We start from the raw sequence: 16,799 nt of genomic DNA, 5'->3' as shown, positions 1-16,799 counted from the left end.
CCCCGAAACCGCCTGAAACAGGGGGGTCCGTTAACAAGATCAGCGCAGGTCAGAACCCCTGACGGAGCCCGTCCGAGGCCCAGTGTGCCCCCGGCGCCCCGAGAGCGCCAGGGGAAATCCCGGGAAGCAGCCGGGAAGAGCACGGAAAGAACATTGCTCCGAGTACATTGCGCCGTATTGCTCCGCATCAAAGCTCCGCCTAGCGTCGAAGGCATGACCTCCACCTACGACGACGCGGGACCGGAGGACGCGACGACCGTCCTGCTCGTCCACGGCCACCCCTTCGACCGTTCGATGTGGCGCCCCCAGGCCCGGTACCTGGCCGGGCGCGGCTACCGGGTCGTCACCCCGGACCTCCGCGGGTACGGCACCCGCAAGTCCGACGAGACCAAGACCGGCCTCGACGTCTTCGCGCGCGACGTCGTCGAGCTGGCCGACCACCTCGGTATCGGGACCTTCGTGCTCGGCGGCCTCTCCATGGGCGGCCAGATCGTCATGCAGGCGATCGCCGACCACCCCGGCCGCGTCAGCGCGCTCCTGCTGGCCGACACCTTCGCCGGCCTGGACACCCCCGAGGTGAAGCAGGGCCGTATCGACACCGCGGCGAGGATCACCGGGGACGGCATGGAGCAGTACGCCGACGAGCTCCTCCCCAAGATGATCTCGCCGGAGACCCGCGCGACCAGGCCGGACGTCGAGGAGCACGTCAGAAGGATGATGCGCAACGCTCCCCCCGAGGGTGCCGCGGCCGCCCTGAGAGGACGCGCCGAGCGCCCGGACTACACCCCCGGGCTCCGGAACATCGCCGTCCCGACCCTGGTCGTAGCAGGCAGTGAGGACGAGTTCACCCCGGTGCGCGACGCCGAACTCATCCACCGGGAAGTCGCGGGTTCCACCCTGGTGGTGATCGACGGCGCGGGCCACCTGCCTAACCTGGAGCGCGAGACCGAGTTCAACGAGGCGCTCAGCACCTTCCTGACCGACAGCGGAGCCAAGCCATGACCCAGCAGCAGACCGTGTTCGTGACCGGCGCCAGCGCCGGCTTCGGTGACGCCATCGCCCGCCGGTTCGTCGCCGAGGGCGCCCGGGTGATCGCCGTCGCCCGTAGTGACGACAAGCTCGAGAAGCTCGCCGGGGAGCTGGGCGACGCCGTCCTCACGCTCAAGCTCGACGTCGGCGACCCCGAAGCGGTCAAGACGAAGATCGAAGGCCTCCCCGCGGACTGGCGCGAGGTCGACGTCCTGGTCAACAACGCCGGGCTCGCGAAGGGCCTCCAGCCCGCGCACCAGGCGGACCTCGCCGACTGGGACGAGATGATCGCGACGAACGTCCGCGGCCTCACCCACGTCACGCGCGCGCTGCTGCCCGGGATGGTCGAGCGCGGCCGTGGCCACGTGCTCAACATCGGCTCGATCGCCGGCACCTACCCTTACCCCGGCGGCAACGTCTACGGCGCGACCAAGGCGTTCGTCCACCAGTTCAGCCTCAACCTGCGCAGTGACCTGCACGGCACCGGCGTCCGGGTGACGAACATCGAGCCCGGCATGGTCGGCGGCACGGACTTCTCGAAGGTCCGCTTCGACGGCGACCAGGAGAAGGCCGACAAGGTCTACCAGGGCACCACCCCGCTGACGGCGGACGATGTCGCGGAGTCCGTCTACTGGGCCGCGAGCCAGCCGAAGCACGTGAACATCAACGTCATCGAGCTGATGCCGGTGGTGCAGAGCTTCTCCGCGCTGCAGATCTACCGCGAATCCTGAAACAGATCGAACAGGGCCTGCTGGGCCGGGTCCCGCTCGGTCGGCCGGCGCGCGGTCCGCGGCCGCCCGCCGGTCGACGGGTAGTGCAGCACCAGCTCGCCGATGCCCGCGAGCCGGCCGAGCAGCTCACTCACGGACAGGTTCATCCCGGCCCGGTCGGCCTCGCGCCGCATCAGGTGCGTCACCGTCGCGGCGAGCACCGAGACGAGCCCGTGTGCCGCGATCCGCTGCCGCGTCCACTCCCAGCGCGGGGTGGGGCCGGTGACGGTGGGCCCGGTCAGCCAGCGGAACGTCGATTCGAGGTGGGTGCGCGCCCGGTAGGCGGTGACGACCTCGGCGACCGGCCAGTCCCGGTCGGTGACCAGCACCTGCTTGCCGAAGAACTCGTCGTCGAGGCGGGCGACGGCGGCGGTGTCGATCCGCCGCTCGAGGCGGATCTCCCCGGCCCGGCTCCCGCTCAGCACCGCGGTGAGCACGCGCTCGGCGCGCCGGCCGCGGGTGACGCGGCCGATCTCGGCGTGCACCTGGGCGCGGTCGCCGCGGTGGGTGCCCGCCGCCAGGGCCCCGGCCAGGCCGTCCAGCTCGCGGGTCGCGGTGGCCAGCTCGTCGGCGAACGCGCGGGACTGCGCCGCGTGCAGCGTCGCCGAATGCGTCAGGATCACCCGCCGCCGGACGCCGTCCACCACCGCGTGCGTGTCGAGCGCGGTGAGGCCGGCGAACCGCTCGGGGTCGACGCGCTTGCGGGCGGACGCGGGCTGGGTCAGCAGCTCGGGGTGGTCGGTCAGCGGCAGGGAACCGACGAACCCGCTGCGTGAGCCGAGGTCGAGCTGCGCGGCCTGTCCGGTGTGGAAGATGAGCGTCGCCGGGCCCAGCTCGCCGGTCAGCGCGGCGAACGTCGGGGCCGTGCCGTCGTCGCGCCGGTACAGCCGCGAGCCGAGCGGGATCGCGCCGTCGCGGGTCACCCGCAGGCCCACCCCGGCGAGCACGCCCTGGCAGGCCGAGGGCAGCGTGCAGTCCGCGGCCGCGAACGCGGTGAACTGCGGGACGTCGACGGCGAGGGCCGCGTGGTCGTCGAGGATCTCCAACACCGCGGAGGCGACGGTCTCCTCGATCCGCGTGATCCGTTCGGGGGTCAGCCTTTCCAGCGCCCGCCAGAATCCGTCTACTGTGGACACCCGAGGGCGCACCAGGTCCGGGGCGGCCCCGGTCGCCCACCAGTCCGCGATCGGCGTCTCCGGCGCGGTGGCCCGGTGCAGCACTGCGATCGCCAGCGTCAGCCCGAGCGTGGTCTTGGCGCGCTGGGGCCCGGCGACCTCGTCGACGCGGCGGACGAAGTCGAGACGCCGCAGCGTCGCCCACACCGCGGCCACGGCGCCGTACGCGCGGTAGCGTGCCGACGCGGGTTCACCGCCCGGGACGGCGCGCGCGATCTCGTCGGCGGTACCGAGATAACGCTGGGTCACCACACGGGGCTTGCCGTCCACCCGCGCGGACTCCGCGAGGTAGTAGTACGTCCGTCCGCCGATCTTCTTCCCGATCACCGAGGCCACCCTTTAGGTAATACACGCCGCGCAGCTGATCGACAACCATCTCGGCGCGTTGACCTGCGACGACGATCACCATCCACGATCGGGTGAGCGGGGTGCGGAAGACACACTGGCTGGTCGCACGAGGACGGTCCTAGCGTGGGCGGAATGGGACCCGAACCCGACGCCACCACCCCGACCGCCTCCGCGATGCGCCGTGCGCTCGCCCGGGCGCGTGACGGGAAGACACTCGACGTAGCCGAGGCGAGCGTCCTGCTGCACGCTCGCGGCGAAGACCTGGGGAAGCTGTCCGAGTACGCCTCCCGCATCCGCGACGCCGGCCTGGCCGAGGCCGGGCGCGCGGGGATCATCACCTACAGCCGCAAGGTGTTCATCCCGCTCACCCGGCTCTGCCGCGACCGCTGCGGCTACTGCACGTTCGTCACCGTGCCCGGCCGGCTCGAATCGCCGTTCCTCTCGCCCGACGAGGTCCTCGACATCGCCCGCAAGGGTGCCGAGATGGGCTGCAAGGAAGCCCTCTTCACCCTCGGCGACCGGCCCGAGGACCGCTGGACGGCGGCCCGCGACTGGCTGGACGCGCACGGCTACGACGACACGCTCTCCTACGTCCGCGCGATGGCGATCCGGGTGCTGGAGGAGACCGGCCTGCTGCCGCACCTCAACCCCGGCGTCCTGTCCTGGCAGGACTTCCAGCGCCTCAAGCCCGTCGCGCCGTCGATGGGCATGATGCTGGAGACGACCGCGACCCGGCTGTGGAGCGAGAAGGGCGGCCCGCACTACGGGTCGCCGGACAAGGATCCCGCCGTCCGGCTGCGCGTGCTCGAAGACGCCGGCCGCAGCAGCGTCCCGTTCACCACCGGGGTGCTGATCGGCATCGGCGAGACGTTCGAGGAGCGCGCGGACGCCCTGTTCGAGATCCGCAAGATCGCCAAGACCTACGGCGGCATCCAGGAAGTCATCGTGCAGAACTTCCGGGCCAAGCCCGACACGAAGATGCGCGCGACGCCGGACGCCGACCTCGAGGAGCTCGCCGCGAACATCGCCGTGGCGCGGCTCGTGCTCGGCCCGAAGATGCGCATCCAGGCGCCGCCGAACCTGATCGGCAACCAGTACGACCTGATGATCCGCGCCGGGATCGACGACTGGGGCGGCGTCTCGCCGCTGACCCCGGACCACGTCAACCCGGAACGCGCGTGGCCGCAGATCGACGAGCTCGCCCGCCGCACCGAGAAGGCCGGCTTCGAGCTCAAGGAACGGCTCACGATCTACCCCGAGTACGTCAACGCCGGCGAGCCCTGGCTGGACCCGCGGATCACCCGGCACGTCGCCGCGCTCGTCGACCCGGCCACCGGGATGGCGCGCGAGGGCGCGATGCCGGTCGGCATCCCGTGGCAGGAGCCGGACGGCGGCTGGCAGCAGTCCGGCCGCACCGACCTGCACACCGAGATCGACACCACCGGCCGGACGGAAGACCGCCGCAGCGACTTCGACTCGGTGTACGGGGACTGGAAGGAGATCGGCGACCGGATCAAGACCGGGCCGCAGAAGTTCGACTCCACCGTGCTGGAAGCCTTGCGCAGCGCGGAAAAGGACCCCGCCGGGCTGTCCGACGACGCCGCGCTCGCGCTGCTGTCCGCCGACGGCAAGGAACTCGACGCCTTCACGAAGCTGGCCGACGACCTGCGGCGCGAGACGGTCGGCGACGACGTCACCTTCGTCGTCACGCGGAACATCAACTTCACCAACGTCTGCTACACGGGTTGCCGCTTCTGCGCCTTCGCGCAGCGTCGCACCGACGCCGACGCGTACACGCTCTCGCTGGAGCAGGTCGGCGACCGCGTCGACGAGGCGTGGGCCGCGGGCGCGACCGAGATCTGCATGCAGGGCGGCATCCACCCGGACCTGCCGGGCACCGCGTACTTCGACCTCGCGGCCGAGGTCAAGCGCCGGCAGCCGGACATCCACCTGCACTCCTACAGCCCGATGGAGGTCGTCAACGGCGCTTCGCGGACCAACCTCTCGCTGCGGGACTGGCTGATCCAGGCGAAGGAGTCCGGCGTCGACTCGCTGCCGGGCACGGCCGCGGAGATCCTCGACGACGACGTCCGCTGGGTGCTCACCAAGGGCAAGCTGCCGACGTCGGAGTGGATCAAGGTCGTCACCACCGCGCACGAGGTCGGCCTGCCGACGACGTCCACGATGATGTACGGCCACGTCGACACGCCCGCGCACTGGGTCGCGCACCTCAAGCTGCTCGCGAAGCTGCAGCGCGACGGCCTCGAGAAGCACGGCAAGCGCGGCTTCTCCGAGTTCGTGCTGCTGCCGTTCATCCACCAGAGCTCGCCGATCTACCTCGCCGGGCTCGCCCGGCCGGGGGCGACGCAGAACGAGAACCGGGCGGTGCACGCGCTGTCCCGGCTGCTGCTGCACGGGATGATCGACAACATCCAGAGCTCCTGGGTGAAGCTCGGCACCGAGGGCAGCCGCGCGGTGCTGCAGGGCGGCGTCAACGACATCGGCGGCACGCTGATGGAGGAGACGATCAGCCGGATGGCCGGCGCGTCGAACGGGTCGTACAAGACGATCAGCGACATGCGCGAGATGGTCGAGCCGCTGGGCCGGCCGCTGGTGCAGCGGACGACGGGCTACGGCCGGCCCTCGGCCGAGCGGATCGCCGCGGCGGAGGCGTCCGACGGGGTCGCCACCGCGGTCCGGAAGCCGCTGCTGCCCCTGCTCACGCCGTAATAAGCGGTTCTTCGGGGGTTCCGGGTGGCGGAGCCCCGGTCGACACAGCGGTAGCGGGCGCCCGGCTCCGGGGCGCCCGCTACTCTTCCGGTTCATGGGGGTTTTCCGCTTCGCACCACTTCTCTTCGTCGCGCTTCTCGCGGGTTGCGGCACTACGCCGCCTCCGCCGCCCGTGCCCACACCCACGACGACGCCGAGCCCGACGTACGCGCCACCGCCGTCGGCCGGACTGTCGCTTTCGGTCGGCCAGGTCGAAGCCGGTCTCGGGCACCGCGCGAGCGTGCTGACGCTGACCAACCGGGACGGCGAGCCGCGGAAGGTCACCGGCTACCCGGACCTGAAGATCCTCACCGAAGACGGTTCGCCGCTCGAAGTGAAGGTCGAGCACGGTACGTCGTACTTCGCGCGTGACCTCGGGCCGCAGAACGTGACGCTCAAGCCCGGCGAGAAGGTCGTGGCCGTGCTCGCGTGGTCGGCGACCGTGACGTCCGGGGACCAGCACACCGGTGCCGCGATCTCGGTGGTCCCCGTCCCGGGCGAACCCGCGCAGAGCCAGCCGCTGGACACCGACCTCGGCACCACGGACACCGTCACCGTCAGCTCCTGGGCGACCGAAATCGGCAACTGACCACTTTGTGTCACCGCTCACAAACCCACGGTTGACCGCCGGGGCGTTGTGCTACTTGTTTTCCTCACGACCAGGGCAAGCACCGTAGCTTCACCTGCCGGAAGGACTTCGATGAGCACCTCCGTGGCCGCGCTGGACATGATCGACTCGGACCGCTATCCGCTCACCGATCCGGAAAGCGGAGCCTGGCGGGAGGTCGTCGCCGGTACCCGCGCGGAGCTCGCCGACGTCGGCTGCAGCGTCCTCGCCGACTTCATCCGGCCGGAGCTGCACGAGGCCTTGCGGGCCGAGTGCGCCGCACTCGAACCGCACGCGTACACGAAGGTCGAAAAGGTCAACGCGTACAACACCGCGCTCGACGCCGCGCTGCCCGAGGACCACCCGGGCCGGACGATCATGGAGCGCGGCAACGCCTTCGTCGCCCGCGACCACGTCCCCGGCGACGCCATCATCAGCCGGCTCTACACCAGCCCGGTGTTCCAGCGGTTCATCGCGGACTGCTTCGGCCTGCCGGAGCTGCACGAGCTCGCCGACCCGCTGTCCGGGCTGACGCTCAACGTGATCGCGCCCGGCCGCGCGCACCCGTGGCACTTCGACACGAACTCCTACACCGTCAGCATGCTGACGCAGGCCGCGAACGACGGCGGAACGTTCGAATACTGCCCGAACATCCGGTCCGCGGAGGCCGAGAATTTTTCCGGTGTCCGCTCCGTTCTTTCCGGGGAAAGCACCCGTCTGGTCCAGCGATTGAGCCTCCGTCCGGGCGATCTGCAGTTGTTCAAAGGCCGCTTCGCCTTGCATCGGGTCACTAGGGTGGAAGGGAAGATCGCGCGCCACTCGGCGATCTTCGCTTACAGCGAGCGCCCCGGCGTCATCGGCAGCCCGGAGCGGACCAGGCAGCTCTTCGGCCGGGTCCTGCCCGAACACCTGGCTGGTCACGCTGTGCGGGGCGACGCCCTGCTCGACTAGATCTAGGAGCCTGGCCCGTGCCTTTCGACTCGACCGGCAAGATCTCGTTCGACCACATCTACACCGCGCCCGACCCCCGTCCGTTCTTCGGAACGTTGCAGCGCGTGGATTACCAGATTCCGCAACTGGCGAAGCCGTACTTCACGAAACTGATCGAGGAATACCAGGCGGAGCGCGGGATCGCGCGGCCGACCGTGCTCGACGTCGGCTGTTCCTACGGCGTCAACAGCGCGTTGCTGCGGTGCGAAACGACCCTGGACGACCTCTACGAGCAGTACACCGCGCCCGGTGTCGAGGACCTCGACCGCGCCGCCCTGCTCGAGCGCGACCGGCGGCTCGTGCGCAGCCGCGCGACCCCCGACGGCGCCCGGTTCTTCGGCCTCGACGCCGCGGGGGCGGCGCTGGACTACGCGCGTGAAGCGGGCTTCCTGGACGAGACGATCTACGCCGACTTCGAACGCTACGACCCGGACGAGACGCAGCAGGCGCTGCTCGATCAGGTGGACCTCGTCGTGTCGACCGGCTGTGTCGGCTACGTCACCGAGAAGTCGATCGCCCGGATCGCGCGCGGCTCCCGGCCGTGGATGGCGCACTTCGTGCTGCGGATGTTCTCCTACGACCCGGTCGCGGAAAGCCTCGCGGAGCTGGGCTACGAGACCGCGGCGATCGACGGCGTCTACCGGCAGCGGCGGTTCGCCTCCGCCGAGGAGCAGGCCCACATCCTCGACTCGCTGGGCACGGCCGGCGTCGATCCCGAAGGGCTCGAGTCCGAAGGCTGGCTGTACGCGCAGCTGTATGTTTCCCGACCGAAGAAGGGTGCGGCCGCCGGGCTCGCGTCCACGCTCAACGCCGTTGCCACCGAAGACGAAGACACCGCCCCCGACGAACGAGGATGACAGAGTGAGCAGTCCGGAATGGTCCCCCCGCACGTTCGGCAACGAGGACCGGCTTCCCCGGGTCCCCGTGCCCACCTTGGACGACAGCGGCCGCCGCTTCCTGGAATGGTGCGGTCCGCTGCTGACGCCGGACGAGCTGGCGGAGACCGAAGCGGCGGTCGAGGACTTCCTCGCGCCCGACAGCCCGGCCCACGGGTTGCAGGCCGCGCTGGAGGAGTACGACCGGTCACCCGGCGTGCACAGCTGGCTGGACACCTTCTGGCCGTACCGCTACCTCGGCCGCCGCGACCGGATCGCGCTCAACGCCAACTTCTTCTTCCTGTTCGCCGAATCGCCGCTGGGCCAGGTGGAACGCGCGGCCGAGCTGACCGCGTCCGCGGTGGACTACAAGCTGCGGCTCGACGACGAACTGGTGCCGGCCGTGCTCGTGCGCGGCGCGCCGCAGTCGATGGTGCAGCACCGGTACCTGTTCTCGGCGACGCGGATCCCGGGCGAAGTGCTCGACACCGCGCGCACGCCGTACCGCGACGGCTGGGAAGGGCCGTCGCGGGCGCGGCACATCATCGTGTTCCACCGGAACACGCCGTTCCGGATGGACGTCGTCGCCGAAGACGGCCGGCCGTACTCCGCCGAGCAGCTCGCCGACGGCCTGCGGGCGATCCTCAAGGACGACCACACCACGGACGTGCCCGCCGGCCACTTCACCACCAAGGCCCGCGCGGAGTGGGCGGCCAGCCGGCAGGCCCTGCTGGACGCGGGCAACGCCGAAGCTCTCGAAACCCTCGAGACGGCGTTGTTCTGCGTCTGCCTCGACGACTTCGCGCCGTCGACCACCCTGGAAGCCGCGGACCAGCTGCTGTACGGCGCCAACCGCTGGTACGACAAGGCCGTCTCGCTGATCGTGTTCGAGGACGGCACCGCCGGGATCAACGTCGAGCACTGCGAGCTCGACGGCACCACGATCCTCGGCTTCACGGACGCGCTGCTCAGCGGGGAACGCCTCCCGCGTGACCCCGCCGACGGCGTCCCGGGGTTCGAGCCCGTCGAGTTCACGCTGACCGACGCCCTCCGCGAAGACGCCCGCGCCGCCGGAGAGTCCTTCAAGGCGTACGCGGACGCGACGGCCACGCAGACCGTGTCGTTCGACTTCGGCGCCAACCGCGTGAAGGAGCTGGGGATGTCCCCCGACGCCTTCGCGCAGATGGCCTACCAGCTCGCGCACAAGCGCGCGAAGGGCCTGACGGGGGCGACGTACGAGTCGATCGCCACCCGGCAGTTCCGGAACGGCCGGACCGAAGCCATGCGCGTCGTCACGCCGGAGGTCTTCCGGTTCGTCGCCGCGATGGAAGACGGCTCAACCGAAGAGAAGCGGGAAGCGTTCCGGACGGCGGCGGCGAAGCACGTTTCGCGGGCGAAGGAGTGTCAGGCCGGTGACGCGCCGGAGCAGCACCTGTGGGAGCTGCAGCTGATCGCCAAGCGCCGCGGCGACACGGAGACACCGGCGTTGTACAGCTCGCCGGGCTGGCTGAAGATGCGCGACGACTACCTGAGCACCAGCTCGGCGCCGTCGGTGAACATCCAGTACTTCGGCTTCGGCTCGACCAGCCCGCAGTGCATCGGCATCGCGTACGTGCTGCTGCCGGACCGCTGGAACCTCTACCTCAGCACGCCGAAGCACGTGTCGTCGGAGATGTACCGCTTCGCCGACGAACTCGCGAAGGCCGTCAGCGAGCTGCAGGAGCTGCTGGCCGGCGGCTGAGCAGACGCTGCAACCAGCTCAGCCGGGCGGCCCGCGCCGCCCGGCTGAGCCGCGCTTCCGGCACCAGCGCGTCGAAGCCGTGGAACCCGCCGGGCCAGACGTGCAGCTCGGCCTCGCCGCCCGCCTCCCAGAGCCGGCTCGCGTAGGCGACCACCTCGTCGCGGAACGTCTCGGCGGTGCCGACGTCCAGGAACGTCGGCGGCAGGCCGGAAAGGTCGGCCGCGCGGGCCGGCGCGGCGTACGGCGGGACGTCGCGAAGGTCTCCCAGGTACGCCGCCCAGCCGACGTTGTTGGCCGTGCGGTCCCACAGACCGCGGCCGTCGAGCTCGACGGCCGAGTGCGTGCTGTTGCGGTCGTCGAGCATCGGGCAGAGCAGCAGCTGCCCGGCGAGTGCCGGGCCGCCGCGGTCGCGGGCGAGCAGGGCCGTGGCCGCCGCCAGGCCGCCACCCGCGCTGACGCCGCCGATCACGATCGGACCGGCGAGCCGCTCGGCCGTCCACGACAGACCGGCGTAGCAGTCTTCGACCGGCGCCGGGTACGGGTGTTCGGGCGCGAGCCGGTAACCCGGCGAAACGATGGTGACGCCGAGTTCTCCCGCCCAGCGCAGCACGTTCGGCACGTCCGGGCCGAGGTGGCTGCCGACGATCAGGCCGCCGCCGTGGACGTAGTAGAGAACGCCGCGGCTCTCGGGCGGGCGCGCGACCAGCAACGGCACCTCCTCCGCGCGCTCCTCCGCGAACTCGAAGCCCGGGTGCGCCGCGGCCAGCTCGTCGACGGTCTGCTCGGCGCCGGCGACGAACTCACGCCGCGCGGCGATGCCGTCCACCGTGTTCAACGGCGGACGGGCCGCCCGCAGCTGTTCGACGACCGGCGCCAGTTCCGGGTCGAACGGCGGCGGCACGTCAGGCTCCCTCGGGGTTCGAGACGACGAGGACGAGCGAGCCGTCGAACGTCGGCTGCTCGCGGAACCGGCCGTAGCGGCGTTCCCACGTGCCGTCGTCGAGGTCGTGGCGCAGCTCCGCGGCGAACCGGTGGTGCACCCGGTCGTCGACGAAGCTCCACGCCGAGCACGACAGCCGCGCGCCCGGGTCGAGCAGGCGCTCGGGGCGGGCGTAGTAGGCCTCGTTGAAGCCGTCGGTGCAGTCGATCGGCACCGGGACGCCGATGATCGACGTGTGGCCGCCGAGCCCGTCGGCGATGTCGTCGACCGGCGGGTAGCGCCGCGCCTCGGTCTCGATCACCTCGGGCGCGTAGTCGAGCAGCCAGAACCGCCGCAGCAGCGCGGGATCGCAGGTCAGGATGGCGACCGGACCGCGGGTGACCCGGCGGACCTCCTTCAGCCCGGCCCACAGGTCGTTCCACTGGTGGACGCTGAACGTGCTCATCGCGCCCTCGAACGACCGGTCCGGGAACGGCAGCTTCTCGGCGACCGCGTCGACCGCGGGTGGCAGGCCCTCGGGCCGCTGCGCGCGCATCGACGCCGACGGCTCGACCGCCGTCACCTCGCGGTCCTGGGGCTCGTACGCGCCCGCGCCCGCGCCGACGTTGAGGACGGTCCGCGCCTCCCCCAGCGCGTCGAGGATGTACCGGCCGATCCGCGGGTCCGGCACGCGGTAGTCCGTGTACACCCCGCCGATCGCGCCGTAGTCGGCGTCACCGGCGCTTCCGTCGGCACGTCGCTCAATCATGGCTCAAAACTAGCAGCGGCCTGCGGGTCCTCGACGCCGTGGCGCTGCTCCGCCCGACGGAAACCGACGTCCGGCATCCGGCGCAGCCGTCAGTTTCTGTCGCAAATTTGCGTAAGTTCGTTCATCTATTGCGTTATCTTGTCCCGGATTCGTATGATCCAGGTCACAAGGGTCCCCACCTGCACTCGACGAGGAGTTGCTGCTCCATGTCTCCCCATCCTGTCTTCAGCGCGCCCGAAAACTTGACCAAGCCCCGTCGGCGAGCGAGATTCGGCGCACTGGCCGCCGCCGTCGCCGCCGCGACCGGCCTGACCGTCGTCACCCTGGCCGCGGCCCCCGCGAATTCGGCGCTCGCCGCCGGGCGCGGCGCGACCGTGCCGTTCCTCGAACAGGAAGCCGAGTCCGCCGCGACCAACGGCGCGGTCATCGGCCCCGACCGCAACGCCGGCACCCTCGCCGGCGAGGCGTCCGGCCGCAAAGCCGTGACGCTGGGCGGTCAAGGCAAGTACGTCGAATTCACGCTCACCGCGCCGGCCAACTCGATCGACTTCCGGTTCAGCCTCCCGGACTCCGGGAACGGCACGGGCACGAGCGGCTCGATCTCGTTGTACGTCAACGGTTCCCACAACCGCGACGTCGCGCTGACGTCGAAGTACGCCTGGTACTACGGCTCGTACCCGTTCACCAACACCCCGGGTGACGGCCACGCGCACCACTTCTACGACGAGACCCGCGCGCTGCTGGGCACGAACTACCCGGCCGGCACCAAGATCAAGCTGCAGGTCGACGCGGGCGACATCACGACCTCGACGATCGACCTGGCCGACTTCGAGCAGGTCGGCGCGGCCGCGGCCAAGCCCGCGAACTCGGTGTCCGTCACCGACTACGGCGCCACCGCGGGCGACACCAGCGACGACGCGGGCGCGTTCGACGCCGCCGTCGCCGCCGCTCGCAGTCAAGGCAAAGAGGTCTGGATCCCGTCCGGGACCTTCACCCTCGGCCACCACATCACCGTCGACCAGGTGACCATCCGCGGCGCCGGCCCGTGGTACTCCGTGCTGACCGGCCCGCGCGCCGGCATTTTCGGCAAGGGCGAACCGGCCAGCTGCGGCACGTCGACGTATCCCGGCAACAGCGCGGTCCCGGGCACGAGCAGCGCGGTCAAGCTGTACGACTTCGCGATCATCGGCCAGGTCGACGCCCGCGTCGACTGCGACCAGTCCAACGCCATCGGCGGCGCGCTGGGCGGCGGCTCGGTCGTGCAGAACCTGTGGCTGCAGCACACGAAGGTCGGGCTGTGGCTCGACGGACCGTTCGACGGGCTCACCGTGTCCGGCAACCGGATCCTCGACCAGACCGCCGACGGGCTGAACCTGCACCAGGGCATCAGCAACGTCACCGTGACGAACAACTTCCTGCGCAACACCGGCGACGACGGCCTGGCCATGTGGTCCGAGCACGACGCCGACCACAACAACACCTTCTCCTTCAACACCGTGCTGCTGCCGATCCTGGCCAACAACATCGCGATCTACGGCGGGCGCGACAACACCGTGTCCGACAACGTCGTGGCCGACACCCAGGACCAGGGCGGCGGCATCCACATCGCCAACCGGTTCAGCGCGGTGCCCCTCGCCGGGACGACGACCGTCGCGCGCAACACCGCGATCCGCACCGGCGTGCTCGACTCGAACTGGCAGTTCGGCGTCGGCGCCCTGTGGTTCGACGGCCGCGACGGCGCCATCACCGGCCGCGTCGACGTCACCGACCTCGACCTGCTGGACAACAACTACGAGGCCATCCAGTTCATCGACAGCCAGACCACGGACGTGCACTTCACCAACGTGCGCATCACCGGCGCGGGGACCTTCGCCTGGCAGCTGCAGGCCAAGCCGACCGGCACGGTGAAGAACGTCGTCGCGACCGGGATCGGCCGCGCGGGCGTCTACAACTGCATGGGCCCGGACGCGCTGACCGGCCTGGTCGACCAGGGCGGCAACTCCGGCTGGAGCACGACGTTCTGCGGCTCGTGGCCGACGCCGGTGTACGGCTCGGACAACGGCGGCACGACCACACCGACGACCCCGACCACACCCACGACCCCGCCGACCACCACCACGACGACGACCCCGCCGACCGGGAACCTGGCGCTGCACAAGGCGATCAGCGCGTCTGCGTCGCAGGGCGGCTTCCCGCCGGGCAACGCGGTCGACGGCGACGCGAACTCGTACTGGGAGAGCGCGAACAACGCGTTCCCGCAGTCGCTGACCGTCGACTTCGGCGCCACGGTTTCGGTGTCGCGGCTGGTCCTGAAGCTGCCGCCGTCCTCGGCGTGGGGCACGCGCACGCAGACGATCGCGGTCGACGGCGTCAAAGCCGCGGCGGGCTACACCTTCAACCCGGCGACCGGCAACACCGCGACCATCACCTTCCCGGCGACGTCCGCGCGCACCCTGCGGCTGACCTTCACCGGCAACACCGGCTGGCCGGCGGGACAGCTGTCCGAACTCGAAGCGTACGCGTCCTAGAACCCGCAGAAAGGTGACGACGATGTCCCCCACACCACGGCGCCGCGCGGCGCTGCTGGCCGCGACCCTCGCCGCGTCCGGCCTGACCGTGCTGGTTACGGGCGGCACTCCCGCGGCCGCGGCGACCTGCCCGACGACGGCGTCCGGCGGCGCGAGCGTGCCGTTCCGGACGGTCGAGGCCGAGTGCTCGGCGACCACCGGCTCGGCCGTCGGCCCCGACTACACCCAGGCCAGCATCGCTTCGGAAGCGTCCGGGCGGCAGGCCGTCCGGATCGGGTCCGGCCAGTACGTCGAGTTCACGCTGCCGGCGGCGGCCAACTCGATCAACGTCCACTACAACATCCCGGACGGCTCGTCCGGGCGGCTTTCGGTGTACGTCGGCGGGGCCAAGCTCGGCAGCGGGCTGTCCGTGACGTCCCGGTACTCCTATGTGGACACCGGGTTCATCTCGGGCTCGAAGACGCACCACTTCTTCGACGACGCCCGGTTGCTCTTCGGCCAGAACGCGGCGGCCGGCACGAAGGTCCGCGTCCAGGCCGACTCCGGTGACGTCGGCCAGGCGACCATCGATCTGGCCGACTTCGAGCAGGTCGGCGGCGCGGGCGCGAAGCCGGCGAATGCCCTCTCGGTAGCCGATTACGGCGCCACGGCGAACGACTCCTCCGACGACACCCAGGCGTTCCGCAACGGCCTGTCGGCGGCGCGCTCGCAGGGCAAGGAGCTGTTCGTGCCGTCCGGCCGGTTCGAGATCGGGTCGGCACTGCAGATCGACCAGACCACCGTCCGCGGCGCCGGGCCGTGGTACACGGTGTTGCACGGCAACAACATCTTCAACAACGGCGGCGCGTCCGGGAACATCAAGCTGTACGACTTCGCGGTGTTCGGTGACGTGACCGAGCGCAACGACGGCAGCCCGGACAACGCGTTCCACGGCGTTCTCGGCACCGGCTCGGTCGTGTCGGGTCTCTGGATCCAGAACACCAAGTGCGGGCTGTGGCTGATGAACGGCGCGTCGTCGAACCTCACCATCGAGAACAACCGCATCCAGGACACCCAGGCCGACGGCGTGAACTTCGACGGCGCCGTCACGAACTCGTCGTTGCGCAACAACTACCTGCGCAACAACGGCGACGACGGCCTCGCGCTCTGGTCCAACGGCCAGGCCGACTCCGGCAACACGATCGCGAACAACACGGTCGTGCAGCCGAACCTGGCCAACGGCATCGCGCTCTACGGCGGGTCGAACAACACCGTCAGCGGCAACCTGGTGCAGGACACCAACGCGCTCGGCGGTGGCTACCTGGTGGCGAACCGGTTCAACTCGGTGCCGCTCGGCGGCACGGTGACGCTGTCGAACAACACCGCGCTGCGGGCCGGGGCACTCGACCCGAACTGGCAGTTCGGCGTCGGCGCGCTGTGGTTCGACGCGCGTGACCAGGCGATCACCGGCGTGACGATCCGAGTCACCGGGTTCACCGCGATCCAGAGCCCGTACGAGGCGATCCAGTTCATCGACGGCAACGGGCAGGGCAAGCAGATCCAGGGCGTCACGATCGACGGCGTCTCGGTGCAGGGCGCGGGCACCTTCGTGGCGCAGTCGCAGACGCAGGGGACCGCGACGATCAGCAACCTGAGCGCGTCCGGCGTCGGCGTCACCGGCACGTACAACTGCCCGTACCCGACGTCGATCCCGAAGATGACCTTCGGCGGCTCGGGCAACAGCGGCTGGACCGGCACGTGGAGCGACTGCTCGAGCTGGCCCGCGCCGAACTCGGGCCCGCCGCAGCCGCCGCAGTCGGGCAGCAACATCGCGCGGGGCAAGGCGATCAGCTCGTCGTCGTCGCAGGGCGGGTTCCCGCCGGGCAACGCCAACGACGGCAACGCGGACTCGTACTGGGAGAGCGCGAACAACGCGTTCCCGCAGACGCTGACCGTCGACCTGGGCGCGGCGGCGTCGATCAACAAGGTGACGCTCAAGCTGCCGCCGTCGTCGGCGTGGGGCGCGCGCACCCAGACGGTGACGATCGCGGGCAGCACGGACGGCGGCTCGTACACGACGCTGGTCGGCTCGCGCGGTTACGCGTTCGACCCGGCGTCGGGCAACACGGCGTCGGCGTCGTTCACGGCGACGTCGCAGCGCTTCGTGCGGCTGACGTTCACCGGCAACACCGGCTGGCCCGCCGGTCAGGTGTCCGAGTTCGAGGTGGCGGCTTCGTAACTCCGGACTGAAGACAAGCCCGTCCCGGCTCCTGACACCGGGACGGGCTTGTCTTACTTTT

The 16,799-nt window shown here is 70.6% G+C and carries 12 protein-coding genes; 9 read left to right on the top strand and 3 right to left on the bottom strand.

Annotation, left to right across the window (positions count from 1 at the left end):
• Positions 1-213: 213 nt before the first annotated feature.
• Together OG494_RS48270 and OG494_RS48265 are read left to right on the top strand one after the other, a co-directional pair.
• A complete protein-coding gene (locus OG494_RS48270) occupies positions 214-1,002 on the top strand; it encodes an alpha/beta fold hydrolase (RefSeq protein ID WP_328450607.1) in 789 nt (262 codons plus the stop codon).
• Positions 999-1,760: an SDR family oxidoreductase gene (locus OG494_RS48265; protein ID WP_328450605.1), complete on the top strand. Its 762-nt coding sequence runs from the start codon at positions 999-1,001 to the stop codon at positions 1,758-1,760. Before OG494_RS48270 ends, OG494_RS48265 begins: the two co-directional genes overlap by 4 nt.
• Here OG494_RS48265 and OG494_RS48260 read toward each other — a convergent pair.
• Positions 1,745-3,301, bottom strand: a complete 1,557-nt coding sequence (locus OG494_RS48260; RefSeq protein WP_328450603.1) for an IS1634 family transposase — start codon at positions 3,299-3,301, stop codon at positions 1,745-1,747. The two genes, OG494_RS48265 and OG494_RS48260, sit on opposite strands and share 16 nt — an antisense overlap.
• 153 nt (positions 3,302-3,454) lie before the next feature.
• On the opposite strand from OG494_RS48260, the gene OG494_RS48255 reads away from it, so the two are divergent.
• The 5 genes from OG494_RS48255 (at position 3,455) to OG494_RS48235 (ending at position 10,304) form a co-directional block, all read left to right on the top strand.
• Entirely contained in the window at positions 3,455-6,052 is a 2,598-nt protein-coding gene (locus OG494_RS48255) for a bifunctional FO biosynthesis protein CofGH (RefSeq protein WP_328450601.1), read from the top strand.
• Between the two features lie 172 nt (positions 6,053-6,224).
• Positions 6,225-6,680: a DUF4232 domain-containing protein gene (locus tag OG494_RS48250; RefSeq protein WP_328450599.1), complete on the top strand. Its 456-nt coding sequence runs from the start codon at positions 6,225-6,227 to the stop codon at positions 6,678-6,680.
• A 111-nt stretch (positions 6,681-6,791) separates the two neighbouring features.
• Positions 6,792-7,649, top strand: coding sequence for a HalD/BesD family halogenase (locus OG494_RS48245; protein WP_328450597.1), 858 nt, complete (start codon positions 6,792-6,794; stop codon positions 7,647-7,649).
• A gap of 17 nt (positions 7,650-7,666) precedes the next feature.
• Positions 7,667-8,545: a class I SAM-dependent methyltransferase gene (locus OG494_RS48240; RefSeq protein WP_328450595.1), complete on the top strand. Its 879-nt coding sequence runs from the start codon at positions 7,667-7,669 to the stop codon at positions 8,543-8,545.
• A gap of 4 nt (positions 8,546-8,549) precedes the next feature.
• Complete coding sequence (locus OG494_RS48235; RefSeq protein WP_328450593.1) at positions 8,550-10,304, top strand: choline/carnitine O-acyltransferase; 1,755 nt, start codon at positions 8,550-8,552, stop codon at positions 10,302-10,304.
• On the opposite strand, the gene OG494_RS48230 is transcribed toward OG494_RS48235, so the two are convergent.
• Both OG494_RS48230 and OG494_RS48225 read right to left on the bottom strand, forming a co-directional pair.
• Positions 10,270-11,205: an alpha/beta hydrolase fold domain-containing protein gene (locus OG494_RS48230; protein WP_328450591.1), complete on the bottom strand. Its 936-nt coding sequence runs from the start codon at positions 11,203-11,205 to the stop codon at positions 10,270-10,272. The genes OG494_RS48235 and OG494_RS48230 overlap by 35 nt on opposite strands.
• A 1-nt stretch (position 11,206) precedes the next feature.
• Complete coding sequence (locus OG494_RS48225; RefSeq protein WP_328450589.1) at positions 11,207-11,992, bottom strand: class I SAM-dependent methyltransferase; 786 nt, start codon at positions 11,990-11,992, stop codon at positions 11,207-11,209.
• A 206-nt stretch (positions 11,993-12,198) separates the two neighbouring features.
• Between OG494_RS48225 and OG494_RS48220 the strand changes: the two genes are divergently transcribed.
• Positions 12,199-14,520 carry a discoidin domain-containing protein gene (locus tag OG494_RS48220; protein WP_328450587.1) on the top strand — a complete coding sequence of 774 codons (2,322 nt, stop codon included), beginning with the start codon at positions 12,199-12,201 and terminating at the stop codon, positions 14,518-14,520.
• 22 nt (positions 14,521-14,542) lie between these two features.
• Positions 14,543-16,738: a discoidin domain-containing protein gene (locus OG494_RS48215; RefSeq protein WP_328450586.1), complete on the top strand. Its 2,196-nt coding sequence runs from the start codon at positions 14,543-14,545 to the stop codon at positions 16,736-16,738.
• Positions 16,739-16,799 lie beyond the last annotated feature (61 nt).

Origin of the sequence: Amycolatopsis sp. NBC_00438 (assembly GCF_036026695.1) — a bacterium.
GTDB lineage: Bacteria > Actinomycetota > Actinomycetes > Mycobacteriales > Pseudonocardiaceae > Amycolatopsis.
This window is presented reverse-complemented; position numbering and strand designations above follow the sequence as displayed.